The sequence below is a fragment of the Cylindrospermum stagnale PCC 7417 genome (assembly GCF_000317535.1).
Classification (GTDB): domain Bacteria; phylum Cyanobacteriota; class Cyanobacteriia; order Cyanobacteriales; family Nostocaceae; genus Cylindrospermum; species Cylindrospermum stagnale.
The window spans coordinates 3,045,111-3,062,228 of the sequence record NC_019757.1 but is presented as its reverse complement, the minus strand read 5'-3'; the positions used below and the strand labels follow the sequence as shown (position 1 = coordinate 3,062,228).

Below are 17,118 nucleotides of genomic sequence, written 5' to 3'. Positions count from 1 at the left end.
TCTTTGATTGTGATTGATTCACCATCTAAAAATCTAAAATCTAAAATCAAAACAGCCATAGCAAGACTGGGATAGTAACTACCAATACCACAACCCCCATTGCTAAGGCAGTAACTGCAAGGTCACGGTCAAGATTAAAGGTTTCAGCTATTACTAACGTGGCAAATGCTGGAGGCATAGCCATTTGTAGGATAATTACCTTGGCTGGGTCGCCAGTTACACCGAGAAATGGTAATAAACTCCCCAAAATCACGGGAACTAACAACATTTTAATGATCAAGCTGATTCCCGCTTGGGGAAATTTATCCCAAGAGTTCAGCCGTGAGAGTCGCATCCCAATTAAGACTAAGGACAAAGCCACCACAGTCCAAGCTAATATCTCTAGGCATGATTCAACTAAACTAGGAATTGCTACTTGGCGAAATAGTAACCCAAATCCAAAACTCCACAAAGCAGGATTAATTAAGATGGCTTTAGCTGTCTCTCCATAATTACTCACACTGCTGCTAAAATTGGCTGCTAGGGCGACACCCAAGCCATAAGATCCGAAAACTGACCCCAGCAAATCGTAAAAGAGTGCCCAGGCAAAGTATTCCTTGCCTACCATTGCTAGGGTAATGGGAAAGCCCAAATAGCCTGTGTTACCCACCATTGCTGCTAGGATCAAAGTACCCTGAGTTGGTTGTTGGGGGATGGTATTTGTGAAATAAGCTTGACCTTTAATTCCTAGCCAAGCGAGAAAGGCTCCTAGTAACATGGCTAAATAGGCGATCGCAGGTGCTATCCAAATCTGCCCCGATAAATCGGCTTGGCGTAAAAAAGATACGATACTGATAGGCCCTCCCACCCAAAAGAGAAACTGACCTAAGCGGGTGGGCACCGTGTGAGGTAGTTTACGTCCCAGCATAAATCCTACTAAGACTAATCCCCCCAGCTTGACGTATAGTTCTAGCAGGTTTATCAAAATTAAGCCTAGGAATGCAGATGTGAGATGTTACCTGTTAAAGTCACTTTTGTCTAGTTCATAATCTGTTATGGTAATTCAACAAATACAGGAGTTAATTTTTGAATAAGGCTGGGGTTCCTGGAAAACCGCAAAACTCATCGGCTTCATCTGGCGATGATATTCCAGTGGCTTTACGCGATCATCCAGATGTAGCAACCAAGATCCGCTTGCCAGCCCAGGTTTTGCTGATTGGGGGACTAGTGGGATTTTTGCTGCTGGCGGTAATTAGTGGGTTTTTGTTTTTCGTGACTGTACCCAAAAAAACAGATAATTCTCAACCAACGCCTGCTAGTACAGCATCTGCACCAAATACACAAACTGATAATTCTGTCAATACACCTGGGAATAATAACGATACTATATTGGGGCATTTGGCATATCCAGAAGCAGTTGAGTCAGAACTAGCTGCAATTTCCGCAGATGGACGCATGAGAATGCGAAAAGTTGCTGCCGAAAAGTTTCAGGCGATGTCGCAAGCAGCGCGGAGTGCGGGTGTCATTTTAGTACCAATTTCTGGATTTCGCTCAGTTAAAGAGCAAGAGCAGTTGTTTTTTGCTGTTGGTGCCCAGCGCAATCAAACCCCAGCACAAAGAGCCGCTCTCAGCGCTCCTCCTGGTCATAGTGAACATCATACAGGTTACGCTGCGGATATTGGTGACGGCGCAGTACCAGCAACAAATCTCCAAGCTAATTTCGACAATACTAAGGCTTATCAGTGGCTACAAACAAATGCAGCTCGTTTCGGTTTTGAGTTGTCTTTTCCCAAAGATAATCCCCAAGGTGTGAGTTATGAACCTTGGCACTGGCGTTTTGTTGGCGATCGCGATAGCTTGGAAACATTCTACAAAGCCAGAAATCTCAGACCCACTCAGCCCCAATAATTCAATCTTAGATTTTAGATTTTTGGATGATTTCTTTGATGCGTCTCTTTACGCATCCTACCCGTAGCGTGCGTTCCCTAACGCACGAATTAAAACTTTTAATCACACAAACCATACCCCATATTTAACATTTCCTGTCCGTTAAGTCCTAAATTGTTGGGTTTCACTTCGTTTAACCCAACCTACGATTTTTTAACTGAATCGTATGGGGTTTTGTAAAGTAAGAAATATTGAAATTAGCTTGTAGTGAGGGCTTCAGCCCTCAAAGTAGGGCTGAAGCCCTCACTACAAACCTTTAATTATTTACGTTGCTCTACTTAAACTTGGGGATTTTGTTGTGATATCAAGTCCGGTTCAATTCGATACTTAAACCCCTCCTCGCTTGCGGGGAGGGGAGATAAAGCACAGCTTTATCGGGGTGGGGTTCTTCAGGAATATAAAGTAATTCGCCGAACTTGATATTAGAAGTTATTTCTTATATTTCCCTGGATACTTCCGCGAAAAATAACCTTCCATCACTTCTAAAATCATCGGTGCAGCAACACTGCCACCGCCACCCCCAGAATGTTCAGCAAAAGCGACAATCAAAATTTCTGGTTTATCAGCGGGAGCATAAGCACCAAACCAAGCGTGATTTTCTTTCACCCCACGCCTCCAAGCTTCCGCTGTGCCACTTTTACCAGCAACTGGAGGAACTGTTGGCTGTTTCAAAGTCTTACCCGTACCATCAGACACCACCTTCCGCAGCCCCTGTTGGAGAACTTTGACAGTTTCCGGCTTCATATTTAGCGACTCTCGCCAGATGCTTGCGTCTTCACGATCTTTGAGCAAATGCGGCTTGACACGATAACCACCATTAGCAGGTACAGCGAACATCACAGCTACTTGCAGAGGAGTAGTTTGTAAAGCACCTTGACCAATTGACATATTAATGCTATCGCCTACAGTCCAAGGCATTTTAAAAACTTTCTGCTTCCAAGTCTCATCAGGAACTAAACCTTTTGCTTCTTCTGAGGTAAACTCAAAGCCAGTTTTTTGACCAAATCCATATTTGCGAGTCCATTCAATCAAAGCTGGCCCGCCAACCCCCCGACCAATTTGATAAAAGAAAGTATCACTACTCATAGCCATCGCCCCGACAAAACCCAAGGGGCCAAATCCGGCATGATTCCACTCACCAAAACGGGTACCGCCAATAGTTAAAGAACCGTAGGTTTGTAGCACAGTGTTAGGGGAAAATTTACCTGATTCTAGCCCGGCTGTGGTGGTGACAATTTTAAAAGTACTAGCGGGGGGAAAGGCACTGAGGGCACGATTGACCAAAGGATGCTCGTCACCTTGGACAGTTTTCCAATCTTTTTGGGAGAGTTTTTGCTTAGAGAAAATATTGGGGTCGAAGGTGGGGTAAGACACCATTGCTAAGACAGCACCGTTTTTTGGGTCAAGGGCGACGATCGCACCGTTGCGATTCTTTAAAGCTTTTTGAGCAGCCTTTTGCATCTCCAAATCTATCGTCAAGTGCAAGTCTTTACCAGCTTTTGCCTGTTTCTCTCCCAAAACCCGGAGTGGTCTACCAGCACCATCCACTTCTACCCGCTGACCACCCCATTCACCCCGTAGGGTTTTCTCATAAGCCTTTTCCACCCCCATCTGACCAATCACATCTCCCAGACGGTAGCCTAACGGCTTCTTTTTCTCTAACTGTTCAGGAGTTAGTTCACGGGTGTAACCGAGTATATGGGCCAATTCCTCACCGTGGGGATAATAACGAACTGCTTCCGTATGAATTTCTACATCTGGGAGTTCATTTGTATACTCCTTCAAAGCCGTGATTTCTGCTTCATTCAGGTTGCGAGCAATGCGGATGAGAGTAGAAGAGTTAGCACCAGCCTTTTCTAGTTTCTCTTCCATCTCTAATGGGGGGATATCAAGAATTTTCGCCAGACGCGGTCCCACAACTGACCATGAAGGCTTAGTATGTGCCATCGGCCACAAATATACAGACCGGGGATAGCGTGTACTAGCTAAAAGTTTGCCATTGCGGTCAAAGACGTTCCCTCGTTCAGGCTGTTTGGGAATCATCCGAATCCGGTTGGACTCTGCCCGTTTTCGGTGGTTTGCTCCTTCAACAATTTGCAAATAAGCCAAACGAACGCCTATTCCCGAAATCATCAACAAGGTAAATATGATTATAAATAGCGGCTGGAAATTCCGGCCAACTGTACGTGTATTTTTTTGTCCGCTCAGTGGAGATGGGTGCAACAAGGTCATAAGACTAAAGAAAATTTCAAAATTAGCATTATTTATCTACAATTGTGCTATATTCCTGCTCGGTATTTAGCGGACAATTAATCAAGAGAGCACAGTTTTGCTAAATTTTTTCTAATGCATAGAATCGAGTGAAATCTAATATTCTATCTGCTTAATATATCTTACTAGTTAGCCAGAGACTTACAAGTAGGTATTTTCCTGGTAATTTTAGCTCTAGAGCGGATGCTGAATTAGCGAAGGAAGAGGAATCATCAAAGCCCAACTTACGGCGATTTTCAGGTAAATGAGCCACACAACAGAAATTCTTTCTCCATGTAGAGACGTTGCATGCAACGTCTCTACACTACTGGTGTAATGGGAAAAGTTGATCCTTTCTCAAACTTCCTTGATTTAGTCGTCAGTTGTATTTGCGGAATTATGAGTCTCAGTTTCTGATTCCCCAGACTGGGCTTTCTGATATTTGCCAGGGTAATTATGCTGAAAATAGGCTTCTAGCACTTGCAAAGCCATTGGACCACAAATAGTCCCGCCATGATCGCCGGAGTTTTCACCAAAGGCCACAACCACAATTTCTGGTTTATCACTAGGGGCATAGGCACCAAACCAAGTATGATTTGGGCGACCAGCACCGGCTTCAGCTGTACCACTCTTGCCCGATGCAGGAGCAATTGATGGCACATTTAAGCGTTTACCGGTGCCATCACTCACCACCTTCCGCAGTCCGTCGCGGAGAACTTTGAGCGTTGACGGCTTCATTTCTAAGGATTCTCGCCAGCTTTTTGCTTGTTCATGGTCTTTGAGCAAATGCGGCTTGACTCGGTAACCACCATTAGCCGGCACAGCAAACATAATTGCTGCTTGCAGGGGTGTGACTTGCAAAGCACCTTGACCAATTGACATATTAATGGTGTCGCCTACAGTCCAAGGGATCTTAAAAACTTTCTGTTTCCAGATTTCATCGGGAACTAAGCCTTTGGATTCTTCATTAACAAACTCAATACCAGTTTTTTGACCAAACCCATATTTGCGACTCCATTCGATCAAAGTAGGGCCACCGACTTTCCTGCCAACTTGATAGAAGAAAGTATCACTACTCATAGCCATCGCCTCCGGAAATCCCAACGGGCCAAATCCGGCGTGATTCCATTCACCAAAGGTCACACCACCGATGGTCAGGGAGCCAAAGGTTTGTAGTACTGTATCAGGAGAAAATTTGCCCGATTCCAGCCCTGCTGTCGTGGTGATAATTTTATAAGTGCTGGCGGGAGGAAAGGCACTCAGGGCGCGATTAACCAAAGGATGATCTTTACCTTGGACGCTTTTCCAGTCTTTTTCGGAGAGTTTTTGCTTGGAGAAGATATTTGGGTCAAAGGTGGGGTGAGATGTCATTGCTAAGACAGCACCGTTATTTGGATCGATGGCGACGATCGCACCTTGGTATTTTCCTAAAGCTTTGTCAGCTGCCTTTTGCAGATCCAAATCTATAGTTAAGTGTAGATCATTACCAGCCTTTGCCTGTTTATCTCCCACAACCCGGATTGGGCGACCAGCACCATCCACTTCTACCTGCTGACCACCCCATTCTCCCCGTAGGGTTTGCTCATAAGCTTTTTCCACCCCCATCTGACCAATCACATCTCCCAGACGGTAGCCTTCCTGCTTTCTTTTTTCTAACTGTTCGGCAGTCAGTTCACGGGTATAGCCGAGTATATGAGCCAATTTATCGCCGTGGGGGTAGTAGCGAACGGCTTCTGTATTGATTTCTACGCCTGAGAGTTCATTTGTATACTCCTTTAATACTGTAATTTGGGCTTCATTCAGGTCGCGAGCAATGCGGATGAGAGAAGAAGAGTTAGCACCAGCTTTTTCTAGTTTCTGTTCCATCTCGGATTGGGGAATATCGAGAATTTTTGCTAGCCGTGGCCCCACAACTGACCATGAGGGCTTAGTATGTGCCATCGGCCATAAATATACAGACCGGGGATAGCGAGTACTAGCTAAAAGTTTGCCTTTACGGTCAAAGATATTGCCCCGTTCCGGCTGTTTGAGAATCATCCGAATCCGATTGGCCTCGGCACGCTGCCGGAGTTTTGTCCCTTCAGAAATTTGCAAATATGCCAAACGAGTCCCTATTCCCGACATCATCAATAGGGTAAATACAATTAAAAATATTGACTGGAATCCACGTCCGACGGTACGTGTATCTTTTTTGATGCTAAGTAGCGATGTTGGTAATATATCCATAAGACCAAGAAAGATTCTGTGATCAGCAATATCTGTATAAAATTTTTCGTAGATGCTACCCGGTATTGAAAATAAAACAATGGGGGTGTATATTCCTAATCTATTGTTTTTGGCGGATACAATAAACCAAAGAGTCATCTGTAGTCTGCTTAATAGACTACATTAATAGACTAAGTCTCGTAAGATCACGGCATTCTACTGAGGATTATGGCTCAAACTGTGATGCAAAATCAGAGGGGGATAACAAATTTTCAGCCACTTGATGTTGAACTGCGGAACGTGTTCAAGTTTTTCAACCAAGAACCGGCAGTACATGGAGTAGATTTGGATGTGAGACAAGGAGAATTTTTTAGTATCCTGGGTCCCTCCGGTTGTGGCAAGACTACCACACTGCGCTTAATTGCTGGATTTGAAACGGCTGACGCTGGCAAGTTATTGATTCGGGGTCAGTCCATGACTAATGTGCCCCCTTACCGCCGACCTGTCAATACTGTATTTCAAAGCTATGCTCTGTTCAATCACCTAAATGTGTGGGATAACATTGCTTTTGGACTACGGTTAAAAAAATTACCCAAATCAGAAATTGACAACCGAGTTACAGAAGCTTTAAAGCTGGTGAAAATGGAAAGTTTGCGATCGCGCTTTCCCAATCAACTTTCTGGTGGTCAACAGCAACGAGTTGCCTTAGCCAGGGCCCTCGTCAACCGTCCCGCAGTTTTGCTGCTGGATGAACCATTGGGGGCGTTAGACTTAAAACTACGTAAGGAGATGCAGGTCGAATTATCGAATTTACACAAAGATTTGGGCTTGACCTTTATTATGGTGACACACGACCAGGAGGAAGCACTGTCCTTGAGCGATCGCATCGCCGTCATGAATCAAGGCAAAATAGAGCAAATCGGTACTCCTAGCCAAATATACGAACATCCTCAGACATCCTTTGTTGCTGATTTTATTGGTGATACAAACTTATTCAGCGGTGAAATCGCGGCGGTAGACTCCAATTACGTGAAAATTGTCACAAAAACTGGACTCACAATTGTCGTCAGTCGCTCTGAAGATACACCAACTGAATTATCGCAAGTAGTTGTAGTCAGCGTCCGCCCAGAAAAAATTCAGCTCTCGCTTTATCAACCCAATATACCAACAAACTGCTTTGAAGGACGGCTTGTCAACGTCATGTATTTGGGTACTCACGTTAATTATGTTGTCGAGTTGACTAACGGCATCAGCATCAGTGTTTTGCAACCCAATACCTTTGGTAGTTTGCCAAATCGTGACACAACCATCTACGCTTGGTGGACAGAAACTGACTGTTTAGCAATTAGTCAAGAGTCAAAAGCTCATAGTCTATAGATGTTTAGTCAATATTTTCCAGAATTACTAAAAAACTCATGACCAATGACTAATGACTAACAGACGGCAATTTTTACAAGGGATAACAGCACTTGGGAGCTTGTCGCTAGCTGGTTGTGGCTGGAGGCTTGCTAATATCCGAGCTAATTCTCCTAGTGCTGGTCAACGTGACCAACTGTATATCTTTACCTGGTCGCAATATACTGATCAAGAATTACTCGCAGCATTTAGCGCCCAAACTGGCATGAAAGTTTTGGCAGATGTGTATGATTCCAACGATGTCATGCTGGCGAAGCTGCAAGTCGGGGGAGGTGGTACTTACAGCATCATCTATCCATCTGATAGTGCAGTGCAGAAGATGTTGGATCAAGATTTATTAACAGAAATAAATCGCGATCGCTTAGTCGGTATAGATAATTTATACTCCCGATTTCAAAATCCTAGTTATGACCCTAACAACAAATACTGCATTCCCTTTAATTGGGGGACAACAGGGTTAATTTATAATTCTGAAAAACTCGAAACCGCACCAGAAGACTGGGATTATCTTTGGCAAAACAAAGAAAAACTGAATAAGCGGATGACTTTGCTCAATGATGTCCGGGAGGTAATAGGCGCAACATTGCGGATGCTGGGTTACTCTTATAATTCGCAAAATGAAACAGAAATAAAACAAGCTTATGAAAAGTTGAAAGTCCTGAAACCAGCAGTTTCTGCCTTCGACACCGATGCTTGGCAAAACCAACTTTTGGCAGGAGATTTACTACTGGCAATGTGTTACTCAGGAGATGCGGTGAAAATGTCCAGAGAAAACCCCAAACTAAAATTTGTGATTCCTCGCAGTGGTTCAACATTATGGACTGATAATCTGGTAATTCCCAAAGATGCGCCTAATTTGGCTGGTGCTTATGCTTGGATTAACTGGATTTTACAACCAGAAGTATCAGCCCAGTTCACTGAACGTTTGAACATTGCTACACCGAATAGCGCCGCATTTGATTTATTACCAAAAAGACTCCAAGAAGATGAAAATTTATTCCCTCCAGAGTCAAGTTTAGAAAAATGCGAACGCGTGACTCCTTTAGGAAAATATGAAGAACTTTACCAGCGTTATTGGACTCAATTAACCAGCAGCTAACTTAAATTACAAATCTATTAATCAGGCTCGTGTCTACACAAATTAATAACTCTCCCCTAGATTCTCCTGGCAAAATTGCCAAACTCCAAAAAATCCGCCCAAAACTAGACTGGCTCTCACCCTTGACGTTACTTGCACCATCCGGCATTTGGTTATTACTTTTGCTAGTGCTGCCAACATTGATTATTTTTCAGTTGAGTTTAGTACCAGACATTCGTCCAGGAGATCTAGTCAATCCCAGTGGATTAGGTAACTACATTCGGATACTTGACCCCCTTTATTTACAAGTAATAATACAATCACTTTTTTTAGCAGTCAGTACTACAATAATTTGTTTAATATTGGGTCTGCCTGTGGCTTATTGGATTGCTCAAATGGCACCAAGACGCTGGCGAAATTTGCTCCTATTAGGCTTTGTCTTGCCTTTATGGACTTCTTCTTTATTGCGCTCCTATGCTTGGATTACAATTTTGCGTCCGACTGGCTTATTGAACAGTATATTAACTAATTTAGGCTTACCTGCTTTAGAATTACTTAACCGAAATTCAGCTGTATTAATTGGTATGAGTTACAGCTTATTGCCCTACATGGTATTAGTTTTATATGCCTCTTTAGAAAAGCTAGATAAGCAATTGCTAGAAGCAGCCGCTGATTTAGGTGCAAATCCAGTGGAAACTTTTTGGCAAGTGACCGTACCCCAAATTTTACCAGGAATTACTGCTGGTTCTATGCTTGTATTCATCACCGGTTTAGGGGATTTTGTTGACCCCGAATTACTTGGTGGTGCTTCGAGTATGACAGCAGCGCGGTTAGTTTATAACCAGTTTCTCGGAGCTACTCAAAACTGGGGATTTGGTTCAGCTTTGAGTATGACATTAATTATGCTTGTAAGTATGGCGATCGCACTTTTAATTAAGTTTGGCGAAGAACTACCGAAGCGATAGCAAAGCATTTTAAGGACTGAAGTCCTGACTACGAAATTTATTTTAATTTAATTTTCCTGCTTATTTCGCTTTTATAACAATTAAGCATTAATAATTGTACTATTTAATTGATCTATATATCTGTTACTTAAAGCATTGACCATAGAGATAAATTCATGCTCTAAATAAGGTTTGGTTAGGTAAGCGGTTGCACCCAATTCTTGCGCCAATTGACGATGTTTTTCAGCACTGCGAGAAGTGAGAATTATTACAGGCATATTGGCTAAATTTTGGCTTTGGCGGATATGGCTTAATAACTCAAAACCATTCATGCGCGGCATTTCCAAATCTGAGACAACAACTTCAATCTCAGGATGCAACTGCAACTGTTCTAAAGCTTCCACACCATTTTGTGCTTGTATTACTTGATAGCCAGATTTTTGTAAAGTGAGAGACAGGGTTTGCCGCAGACTAATGGCATCATCTACCACCAAAACCACTTTTGGTGATTTGTTGATTGCTTCTACATCATGACTTAGCTGGGGTTCTCTAGTCTCTGTGGCAGTAGATGCAGCAAGTAAGGGTGTGGATGAAGTGGGATAACCCGATATTGGTAAGGCTTGTTTCTTTGATGAATGAGGCTCAAGGGTTGCTTGCATCTCCTTAGACTCTACAAGTAAAGTGCCATCAATGATTAAGATCAGGTTGCCATTGGCCAAGCTACTACAACCATAAATATATTTTGGCGGTGCGATCGCATTTCCTAAAGGTCTGATTACCAATTCTTGTTCACCGATGATTTGGTCAACTTCTAAACCCATGATGCCTTGATTTCGCCGCAGTAAAAGCACGGGATTTTTCATGATTCCGGCTTCAACAGTACTTGATAGAGTATCTAGGGTAGTACTGTTGACAATTGAGCCATTGTAATATATTAAATCCGAAAACTTCCGGATGCTGACCATCTGTTCATCTTGGTCTGTATTCCAATGCAAAACTCTTTTGCCTTCAAATTCCCTGATTTGTTGAGCAGAGGGAATCAAGATTTTTTCGATGCTGTCTAACAGCAAAGCATAAACAACACCCCCAGCTTGGACTAGCATTAATTTATCTGTGGTCATAGAAAAAGGAATTTTGAGTAAAAATGTTGTTCCTTGGTTAGGTAATGATTGAACTGAGATCGAGCCGTTAAGTGCTTGCAACTGAGTACGCACAATATCTAACCCCATACCGCGTCCAGAAATTTCACTGACCTTCCCAGCAGTGGAAAACCCCGGTGAAAACATCAGTTCTAAAAGTTCAGCTTCAGTCGGGTGATGAACATAGCCTCCAGCTTCATCATCAGATGGTATGAGACGAAGTTCAATAGCTCTCTTGCGAACAGTCTCTAAATTCAACCCCTGTCCATCATCCCGGACTTCGATAACCGTTTGACTCCCCTGATTATAGGCAGAGATTTGAATTAACCCTTGTTCTGGTTTGCCAAGCTCACGGCGAATTTGTAGCGGTTCAATACCGTGATCAAAAGCATTCCGCACCAAGTGTAATAAGGGATCATAGAGCTTTTCGGCGATCGCTTTATCCACAAGTACTTGTGTACCAGTCAGCTTCAACTCTACAAGTTTCCCATAAACGTTTCCCAGCTTAGTTACCATCTGAGAGAAGCGATTAAGGATATTTCCCAAAGGCAACATCCGCGCCTCTACTAAATTATCTATAATACCAAGAGTTAAACTATGTGTTTTGTCACTAATTTGAGAAGCTTGTGTTACGAGTAAGTCCAGAGACTCTGTAGTCTCTTGTAGTTGTAGCGTCTCCTCAATTGCTTCATGCAATGTTAGTTGAAATTCTGTATATGCATCCATTTCCAGCGAGTCAAAGTTGACAGCAGCAACATTTTGGCTATTTTGCACTGCCACATTTTGCATCTGTAATGGCAAATCCCGCAATTGATTTAAAATTGTTTGATGTCGGGTAAGTTGCTGACTTAAGCGCTCAATTAATTCTTGGATCTGTTCATTCTGTAAAGACCGTCGTTTTTGATAAATCAGCAATTCTCCTGTCAAGTAGTTGAGGCGTTGTAGTCCCTCTACATCGACTCGTACAAATGAAGGTTGCCGAGAATTCTTATTTGGAGTAGCTAAAGATTTCTCTTCTATTTGCTGGTTGATTTCTGTCGCATTATCAGGAATAAGTTCAATCCCTGTTTCGGGAATAGTTGTAACTATCTGCTCACTGATAGCTGATGATGTAACACTTTCTAAATACTCATCATTTCTCACATCTTCTACAGTGTGATTTACAGTGACTTCATCAGTCAAATTTAGACCAGATTCATCTCCCCATATTGCTTCTACCAAACTATCGGTACTTGCTGCATAGGTAGAGGTAGATATTTCTTTGATAACTAATAATTTTTGTAACTTGGGACTGTTCAGCCAATTTTTTTCTTGAGCAGTAACAGGAGGAGAATTTTTATATTCTTTTGCCGATTGACGAATGTGCTTTCGTAGTGTTTTGATTACTGGGATAGCGCCGTGAGTTTTCTCAACCGAATACTGAAATTTAGCAACGGCAAGGAGGATGATTAAAACCACACCTTGGCGATAAATACAAAGGCTCTGGCTATCCTCTTCATCTTGGACAAAAGTCAAAAATTGGTTTAGCCAATTTTCCACATAAATTACCGGCTCTTCTCGCTCTGTCCGAGGAATCAATAAAGTTAAACGCAATTCTGACTCTGGTATTTCCATATAGTGATTAAACCAGCCAAAAATGTAGCGAATAACTTTTAAATAAAACTTGGCATTTGCTGGTTTTATCGGCTCATTTTTCAGAGTTCCAGGTTGAGTTAAAAATCTGTAAAAATCTACTGTGTTATTCAGAAAGATGTTAGCAAAAGATTTTGTGGTAGGTGTAATAGATAACTCATCTGTTACCACTGTTGTCAGTTTTTGCCAACTTGGAGAAGGTGCGCCTCCACTCGTGCGATCGCCTGCCAGCACTGCTTTGTGTGCCTGTTGTAAATCAGCAAGGGTGATTTCTGCAATCTGTAATACCTGGCTGGGATTTGCTGCCAATGCTGCCATAACGGTTTGGGAAATTTCACCCAATCCAGGTAGATTTAAAGATTGTGCCAAGCCGAGAAACACTTCAGCCTGAGAACGTAAAAAATTAACGAACTCGGCGTTATCTGGTGGATTTTTAAGAGTCTCAGCGATAGTTTCTAGGCGTTGCTGTACTCCGACTTCAAAGATAGACTGGACAATATCAAACCCCAATTCTTCGGATGTGGGAATATGTGCATCTGCACCAAAAGCATCACCTAATTTTTCTTGCAACTGTGCAAATACTGTTGTTGATCTCTGAAGTAGTTCTTCACTATTAATAGTATTTGCTGTTAGTTCTGCGGTTAGTGCCAGGCTAAGACACTCATAAGCTTGCAGTAGGAGTGTTTGCAATTCGGCATCTATTACCACATCTGGGCTATATAGAGCCTTAAACACATCTTCTAGAGAATGGGAGATCATTTTGATGATATCTAGCCCAACATTAGCGGCTCCACCTTTAATTGTATGAGTTGCCCGCATGAGGTTATGCACTTTGGCGGTGCTATAACCTTCTGATAATCCAAACAGTTCTTGTTCAATTATTTGTAATAATTCTGGTGCTTCAGCTAAGAAATAGCTGTAGCCTTGCTCGCGAATTGAAATATCTGTAATCATATTTTTGATTTTGGATTAGGTGATTTTAAAATTAGAAATTTAGATTTTTTTTGACAAAAATATTTTTATTTAGTTCACGCAGACACGCTCCAGACGCAGAGTAAGTTTAAGAGGAGGAGTTTTGTAGGGTGTCTTAGTGAGAGCGTAACGCACCCTACAAAAGTTCCAAATTATTGAAGTTTAATCCAAAATTTGATAATTTAGTTGACTTTGAATTTGCTGGCTGTGGCTAATAGGTCTTGTGCCATCCCTGATAAATCTTGGAAGACAACAGAAATTTCGTGAGATTCGGCAAATGTTTTGTTAGCAATTTCCGCTACATCTTTCATTGAGGTAGTGACTGTAACAGATTGCACCATTTGATTTTGGGTTGCTTCAGTAATTCGCTCGATCAGCTGACTAATTTCGGCAGTTGCAGAAACAATAGCGTTTAAGTTTTGACGGGTTTCACTGACAAGATTAGTACCTTCTACCACCTGCTGAATGCCTATTTCCATTGCCACTGCAACTTCCCCGGTTTCTGCTTGAATTTCTTGGACTAATTTTTCTATTTCGATGGTTGCTGCTGCTGACTGACGTGACAAAGAACGAACTTCGTCAGCGACGACGGCAAAGCCTTTACCATATTCACCGGCACGGGTGGCTTCAATGGCTGCATTTAAAGCTAGGACGTTTGTCTGTGTGGCAAAATTGCTGATCAAATTTACCACTTTGGAGATTTTTTGTGAGGATTCACTGAGGCGTTTAATCTTTTTACTGGTTTGGGCGACGGTTTCACGAATCGCTTGGATGGCCTTGACTGTCAGGTTCATGGCGGTGTCGCCAGAATCTACAGTTTTATTGGCTTGTTGCACCGCTATTTGCACTAATTGGGCGTTAGCTACCACAGCTTGGGTAGAGTCTAGCATTTGTTGAATATCACCTAAGGCTGTAGTAATTTCTGCGGACTGTTGTTCTGCCAAATTAGTTAGTCCTGCCAGTGAAGTATTACTGGTGCTGGAGGTTTGGGCAACTTGTTGGGCGGCTCCCTGTACCTGAAGTACAATTTGCCGCATTGCTTGGACGGTACTATTGTAAGCGTCGGCGATCGTGCCTAGCTCGTCTTCTGTTATTGGCGCCCGGACTGTTAAGTCACCTTTGAGGGCAGGTCTGAGGGCTGTTAGGAGTTGAATAGATCGTTGTTGGAGTAATTCCTTGGCTGCCTTTTCCCTGGCTGCTGCTTCTGCTAGTTTGGCTGATTGTGCTTGTAGTTGTAGCAAATATTCGGTCTGTTGTAATCCCAGTCCCAACTGGTCGCCAATGCGTGCTAGCAAGGTGACTTGGTTTTCTTGCCAATTACGAGTGCCGGAATTTTGATAAGCTGCCAGCAATCCCCACAATTTATCCCCAGAGAATACGGGAACTATCACATAAGCTTTGATTTCAAATTGCTCTAAAATCTCAAGGTGGCAAGAAGCATGGCCAGCTTGGTAGATGTCATTAACTGCAAAGGTTTCGCCTTTGGCATATCGACCTCCTTGGGTTTCTTGCAAGTGGATATCTTCCCAGACGGTTTTGATATCCGGGCCTACTAGTTTTACCCAACCTTGAGAGACTGATTCGGCGACAAATTCGCCACTCCAGTCTGGGTTGAAGCGAAAGACACCGACGCGATCGCATCGCAGTAACTGGCGTACCTCTTGGGTGGCTGTTTTGAAGATTTCTTCGACATCTAAAGCTTGACGGATGCGGTTGACTATTTTGGTGACAGCTTTTTCTTGTTCAGCTATCTGAGTCAGTTTCTCGGTTTTTAACCGCACTTGTTCTAGATAATCGACTTGTGACTTAGCTAGGCTAAATTGCAAGCCAATCTGAGCTAAAAAGTTGACTTCCCAAGGAAGCCATTCGCGAGGCCCGGAATTTTGATAAGCTGCCAGTAACCCCCACAATTTATCCCCCAGGAATATGGGGACAATCACGTAAGCTTTCGCGTCGAACTGCTCTAAAATTTCAATGTGGCAGGGAGCATGGCCTATTTTATAGATATCATTTACAGCAAAGGTTTCGCCTTTGGCATAGCGACCGCCTTGGGTATCTTGTAAGTGGGTATCATCCAAAACAGTTTTGATGCCGGGGCCTACTAGTTTTGTCCAATTATTACCCACTGACTCAGCGACAAATTCGCCACCCCAATCAGGATTGAAGCAATAGACGGCGACGCGATCGCATTTTAGAGATTGGCGTACGTCTTGAGTGGTTGTTTTGAAGACGCTTTCCATATCTGCGGCTTGACGGATGCGATTGACTATCTTGGTAACAGCTTTCTCTTGTTCGACGATCTGAGTTAGTTGCTCAGATTGCGATCGCACTTGTTCCAGATATTCTCCCTGTGAAATCGCTACACCAAATTGCAAGCCGATTTGCGCCAAAAAGCTTTCTTCCCAAGATTGCCAGTCACGAGGACCAGAATTTTGGTAAGCTGCCAGCAAGCCCCATAATTGTTCCCCAGAGAATATGGGCACAATTATATAAGCTTTCATTTCAAACTGCTCTAAAATATCAATGTGACATTGAGCATGACCTGCTTGATAGATGTCATTGACGATAAAGCTTTCACCCTTGGCATAACGTCCTCCCTGAGTTTCTTGCAAGTGAGAATCCTCCCAGACCATCTTAAAGTCTGGAGTTACCATTTTTACCCAACCATTACCCACTGACTCGGCGACAAATCCGCCACTCCAGTCAGGTTTGAAGCGATAGACACCGACGCGATCGCATCGCAATAATTGCCGCACTTCTTGGGTAGTTGTTTGAAAGATCTTATCGACGTCTGGTAGCCGTAAAATCTTACTGATAACTTTCCCTACTGATTTTCTCGCCAGCGTTCGCTGTTCCAGTTCTTTGGTAAATTCAAAGCTCTGTAATCTATAGATGAGTTCAGTCGCAATTTGAGATAATAGGGTGATTTCTATCTCTTGCCACCGCCGGGCTGAGGCACAGTTATTTACTACCAATAAACCCCAAACTTTCCCCTCTATCACAATTGGTAAACTCAAGCTAGATTTGACTTGAAATTTCTCCAGCAGTTGCCTTTGATAGGGGGTAAGTTGTATCTGATTGATATCGTCAATTGCTACAGGTTCTACATAGTCTTGACTAGTATATAAACCAAAAATAATGCCTGGAAGACTTTCACCTAGAGCCGGTGTCCAACCTAGGGTTCTGGATTCTGCTAACACAGTACCAGATTCAGAGGAAGTGAAGTGATAGATCAATGCGCGATCACCAGAAATTTTCTCCCTAACTTGTGCTACAGTAACTTTAAGTAATGTATCTTTGTCCAAAGCTTGGCGCATCTGAGTGGCGATGGCTTGTGACTGTTGCCGCAATATTTTAATTTTCTGAGCAATTGCATTTAATGTAGATAATTCATCGCTAGCAGTTTTTGCTGTGTTAGTGCCGCCATTTTGACGTTCTAAGTTTTCTGTTTCAGCAACCAGATTTTCACCTTCTGCGCTGTTGCTATATAAAATCGTCATTTTCTAAACCTCAGAAATTGTTAATAGTAATAATTTGATACTTTCAGGCTAAAAAG

The 17,118-nt window shown here is 42.8% G+C and carries 9 protein-coding genes; 4 read left to right on the top strand and 5 right to left on the bottom strand.

Translation table 11 applies throughout. The annotated features are described in order from the left end of the window. Positions 1–46: 46 nt before the first annotated feature. Positions 47–964 (bottom strand): AEC family transporter, encoded by a 918-nt coding sequence (locus CYLST_RS12365; protein ID WP_015208065.1) that lies wholly within the window; start codon positions 962–964, stop codon positions 47–49. 101 nt (positions 965–1,065) lie between these two features. Here CYLST_RS12365 and CYLST_RS12360 point away from each other — a divergent pair, with 101 nt between their 5' ends. Then, a complete protein-coding gene (locus CYLST_RS12360; RefSeq protein ID WP_015208064.1) occupies positions 1,066–1,887 on the top strand; it encodes a M15 family metallopeptidase in 822 nt (273 codons plus the stop codon). Between the two features lie 468 nt (positions 1,888–2,355). On the opposite strand, the gene mrdA (CYLST_RS12355) is transcribed toward CYLST_RS12360, so the two are convergent. After that, positions 2,356–4,158, bottom strand: a complete 1,803-nt coding sequence (gene mrdA / locus CYLST_RS12355) for a penicillin-binding protein 2 (RefSeq protein ID WP_015208063.1) — start codon at positions 4,156–4,158, stop codon at positions 2,356–2,358. A 390-nt stretch (positions 4,159–4,548) separates the two neighbouring features. Continuing rightward, entirely contained in the window at positions 4,549–6,402 is a 1,854-nt protein-coding gene (gene mrdA, locus CYLST_RS12350) for a penicillin-binding protein 2 (RefSeq protein WP_041233608.1), read from the bottom strand. A gap of 207 nt (positions 6,403–6,609) precedes the next feature. On the opposite strand from mrdA (CYLST_RS12350), the gene CYLST_RS12345 reads away from it, so the two are divergent. Genes CYLST_RS12345 through CYLST_RS12335 form a run of 3 tightly spaced genes read left to right on the top strand, consistent with a single transcriptional unit; the run spans position 6,610 to position 9,840 of the window. Further along, positions 6,610–7,758 carry an ABC transporter ATP-binding protein gene (locus CYLST_RS12345; RefSeq protein ID WP_015208061.1) on the top strand — a complete coding sequence of 383 codons (1,149 nt, stop codon included), beginning with the start codon at positions 6,610–6,612 and terminating at the stop codon, positions 7,756–7,758. A 52-nt stretch (positions 7,759–7,810) separates the two neighbouring features. Continuing rightward, positions 7,811–8,896, top strand: coding sequence for an ABC transporter substrate-binding protein (locus CYLST_RS12340; protein ID WP_015208060.1), 1,086 nt, complete (start codon positions 7,811–7,813; stop codon positions 8,894–8,896). A 29-nt stretch (positions 8,897–8,925) separates the two neighbouring features. Next, positions 8,926–9,840 (top strand): ABC transporter permease, encoded by a 915-nt coding sequence (locus tag CYLST_RS12335; protein WP_015208059.1) that lies wholly within the window; start codon positions 8,926–8,928, stop codon positions 9,838–9,840. Between the two features lie 80 nt (positions 9,841–9,920). On the opposite strand, the gene CYLST_RS12330 is transcribed toward CYLST_RS12335, so the two are convergent. Together CYLST_RS12330 and CYLST_RS12325 are read right to left on the bottom strand one after the other, a co-directional pair. Beyond that, complete coding sequence (locus tag CYLST_RS12330; protein ID WP_015208058.1) at positions 9,921–13,544, bottom strand: hybrid sensor histidine kinase/response regulator; 3,624 nt, start codon at positions 13,542–13,544, stop codon at positions 9,921–9,923. Positions 13,545–13,744: 200 nt separating this feature from the next. Beyond that, positions 13,745–17,062, bottom strand: coding sequence for a GAF domain-containing protein (locus CYLST_RS12325; RefSeq protein WP_015208057.1), 3,318 nt, complete (start codon positions 17,060–17,062; stop codon positions 13,745–13,747). Positions 17,063–17,118: the final 56 nt, after the last annotated feature.

Bases quoted from the DNA above. Each gene is read 5' to 3' on its own strand.
- CYLST_RS12325 (WP_015208057.1), bottom strand. From the start codon at position 17,062: ATGACGATTTTATATAGCAACAGCGCAGAAGGTGAAAATCTGGTTGCT.
- CYLST_RS12345 (WP_015208061.1), top strand. From the start codon at position 6,610: ATGGCTCAAACTGTGATGCAAAATCAGAGGGGGATAACAAATTTTCAG.
- mrdA (WP_041233608.1), bottom strand. From the start codon at position 6,402: ATGGATATATTACCAACATCGCTACTTAGCATCAAAAAAGATACACGT.
- CYLST_RS12330 (WP_015208058.1), bottom strand. From the start codon at position 13,544: ATGATTACAGATATTTCAATTCGCGAGCAAGGCTACAGCTATTTCTTA.
- CYLST_RS12340 (WP_015208060.1), top strand. From the start codon at position 7,811: ATGACTAACAGACGGCAATTTTTACAAGGGATAACAGCACTTGGGAGC.
- mrdA (WP_015208063.1), bottom strand. From the start codon at position 4,158: ATGACCTTGTTGCACCCATCTCCACTGAGCGGACAAAAAAATACACGT.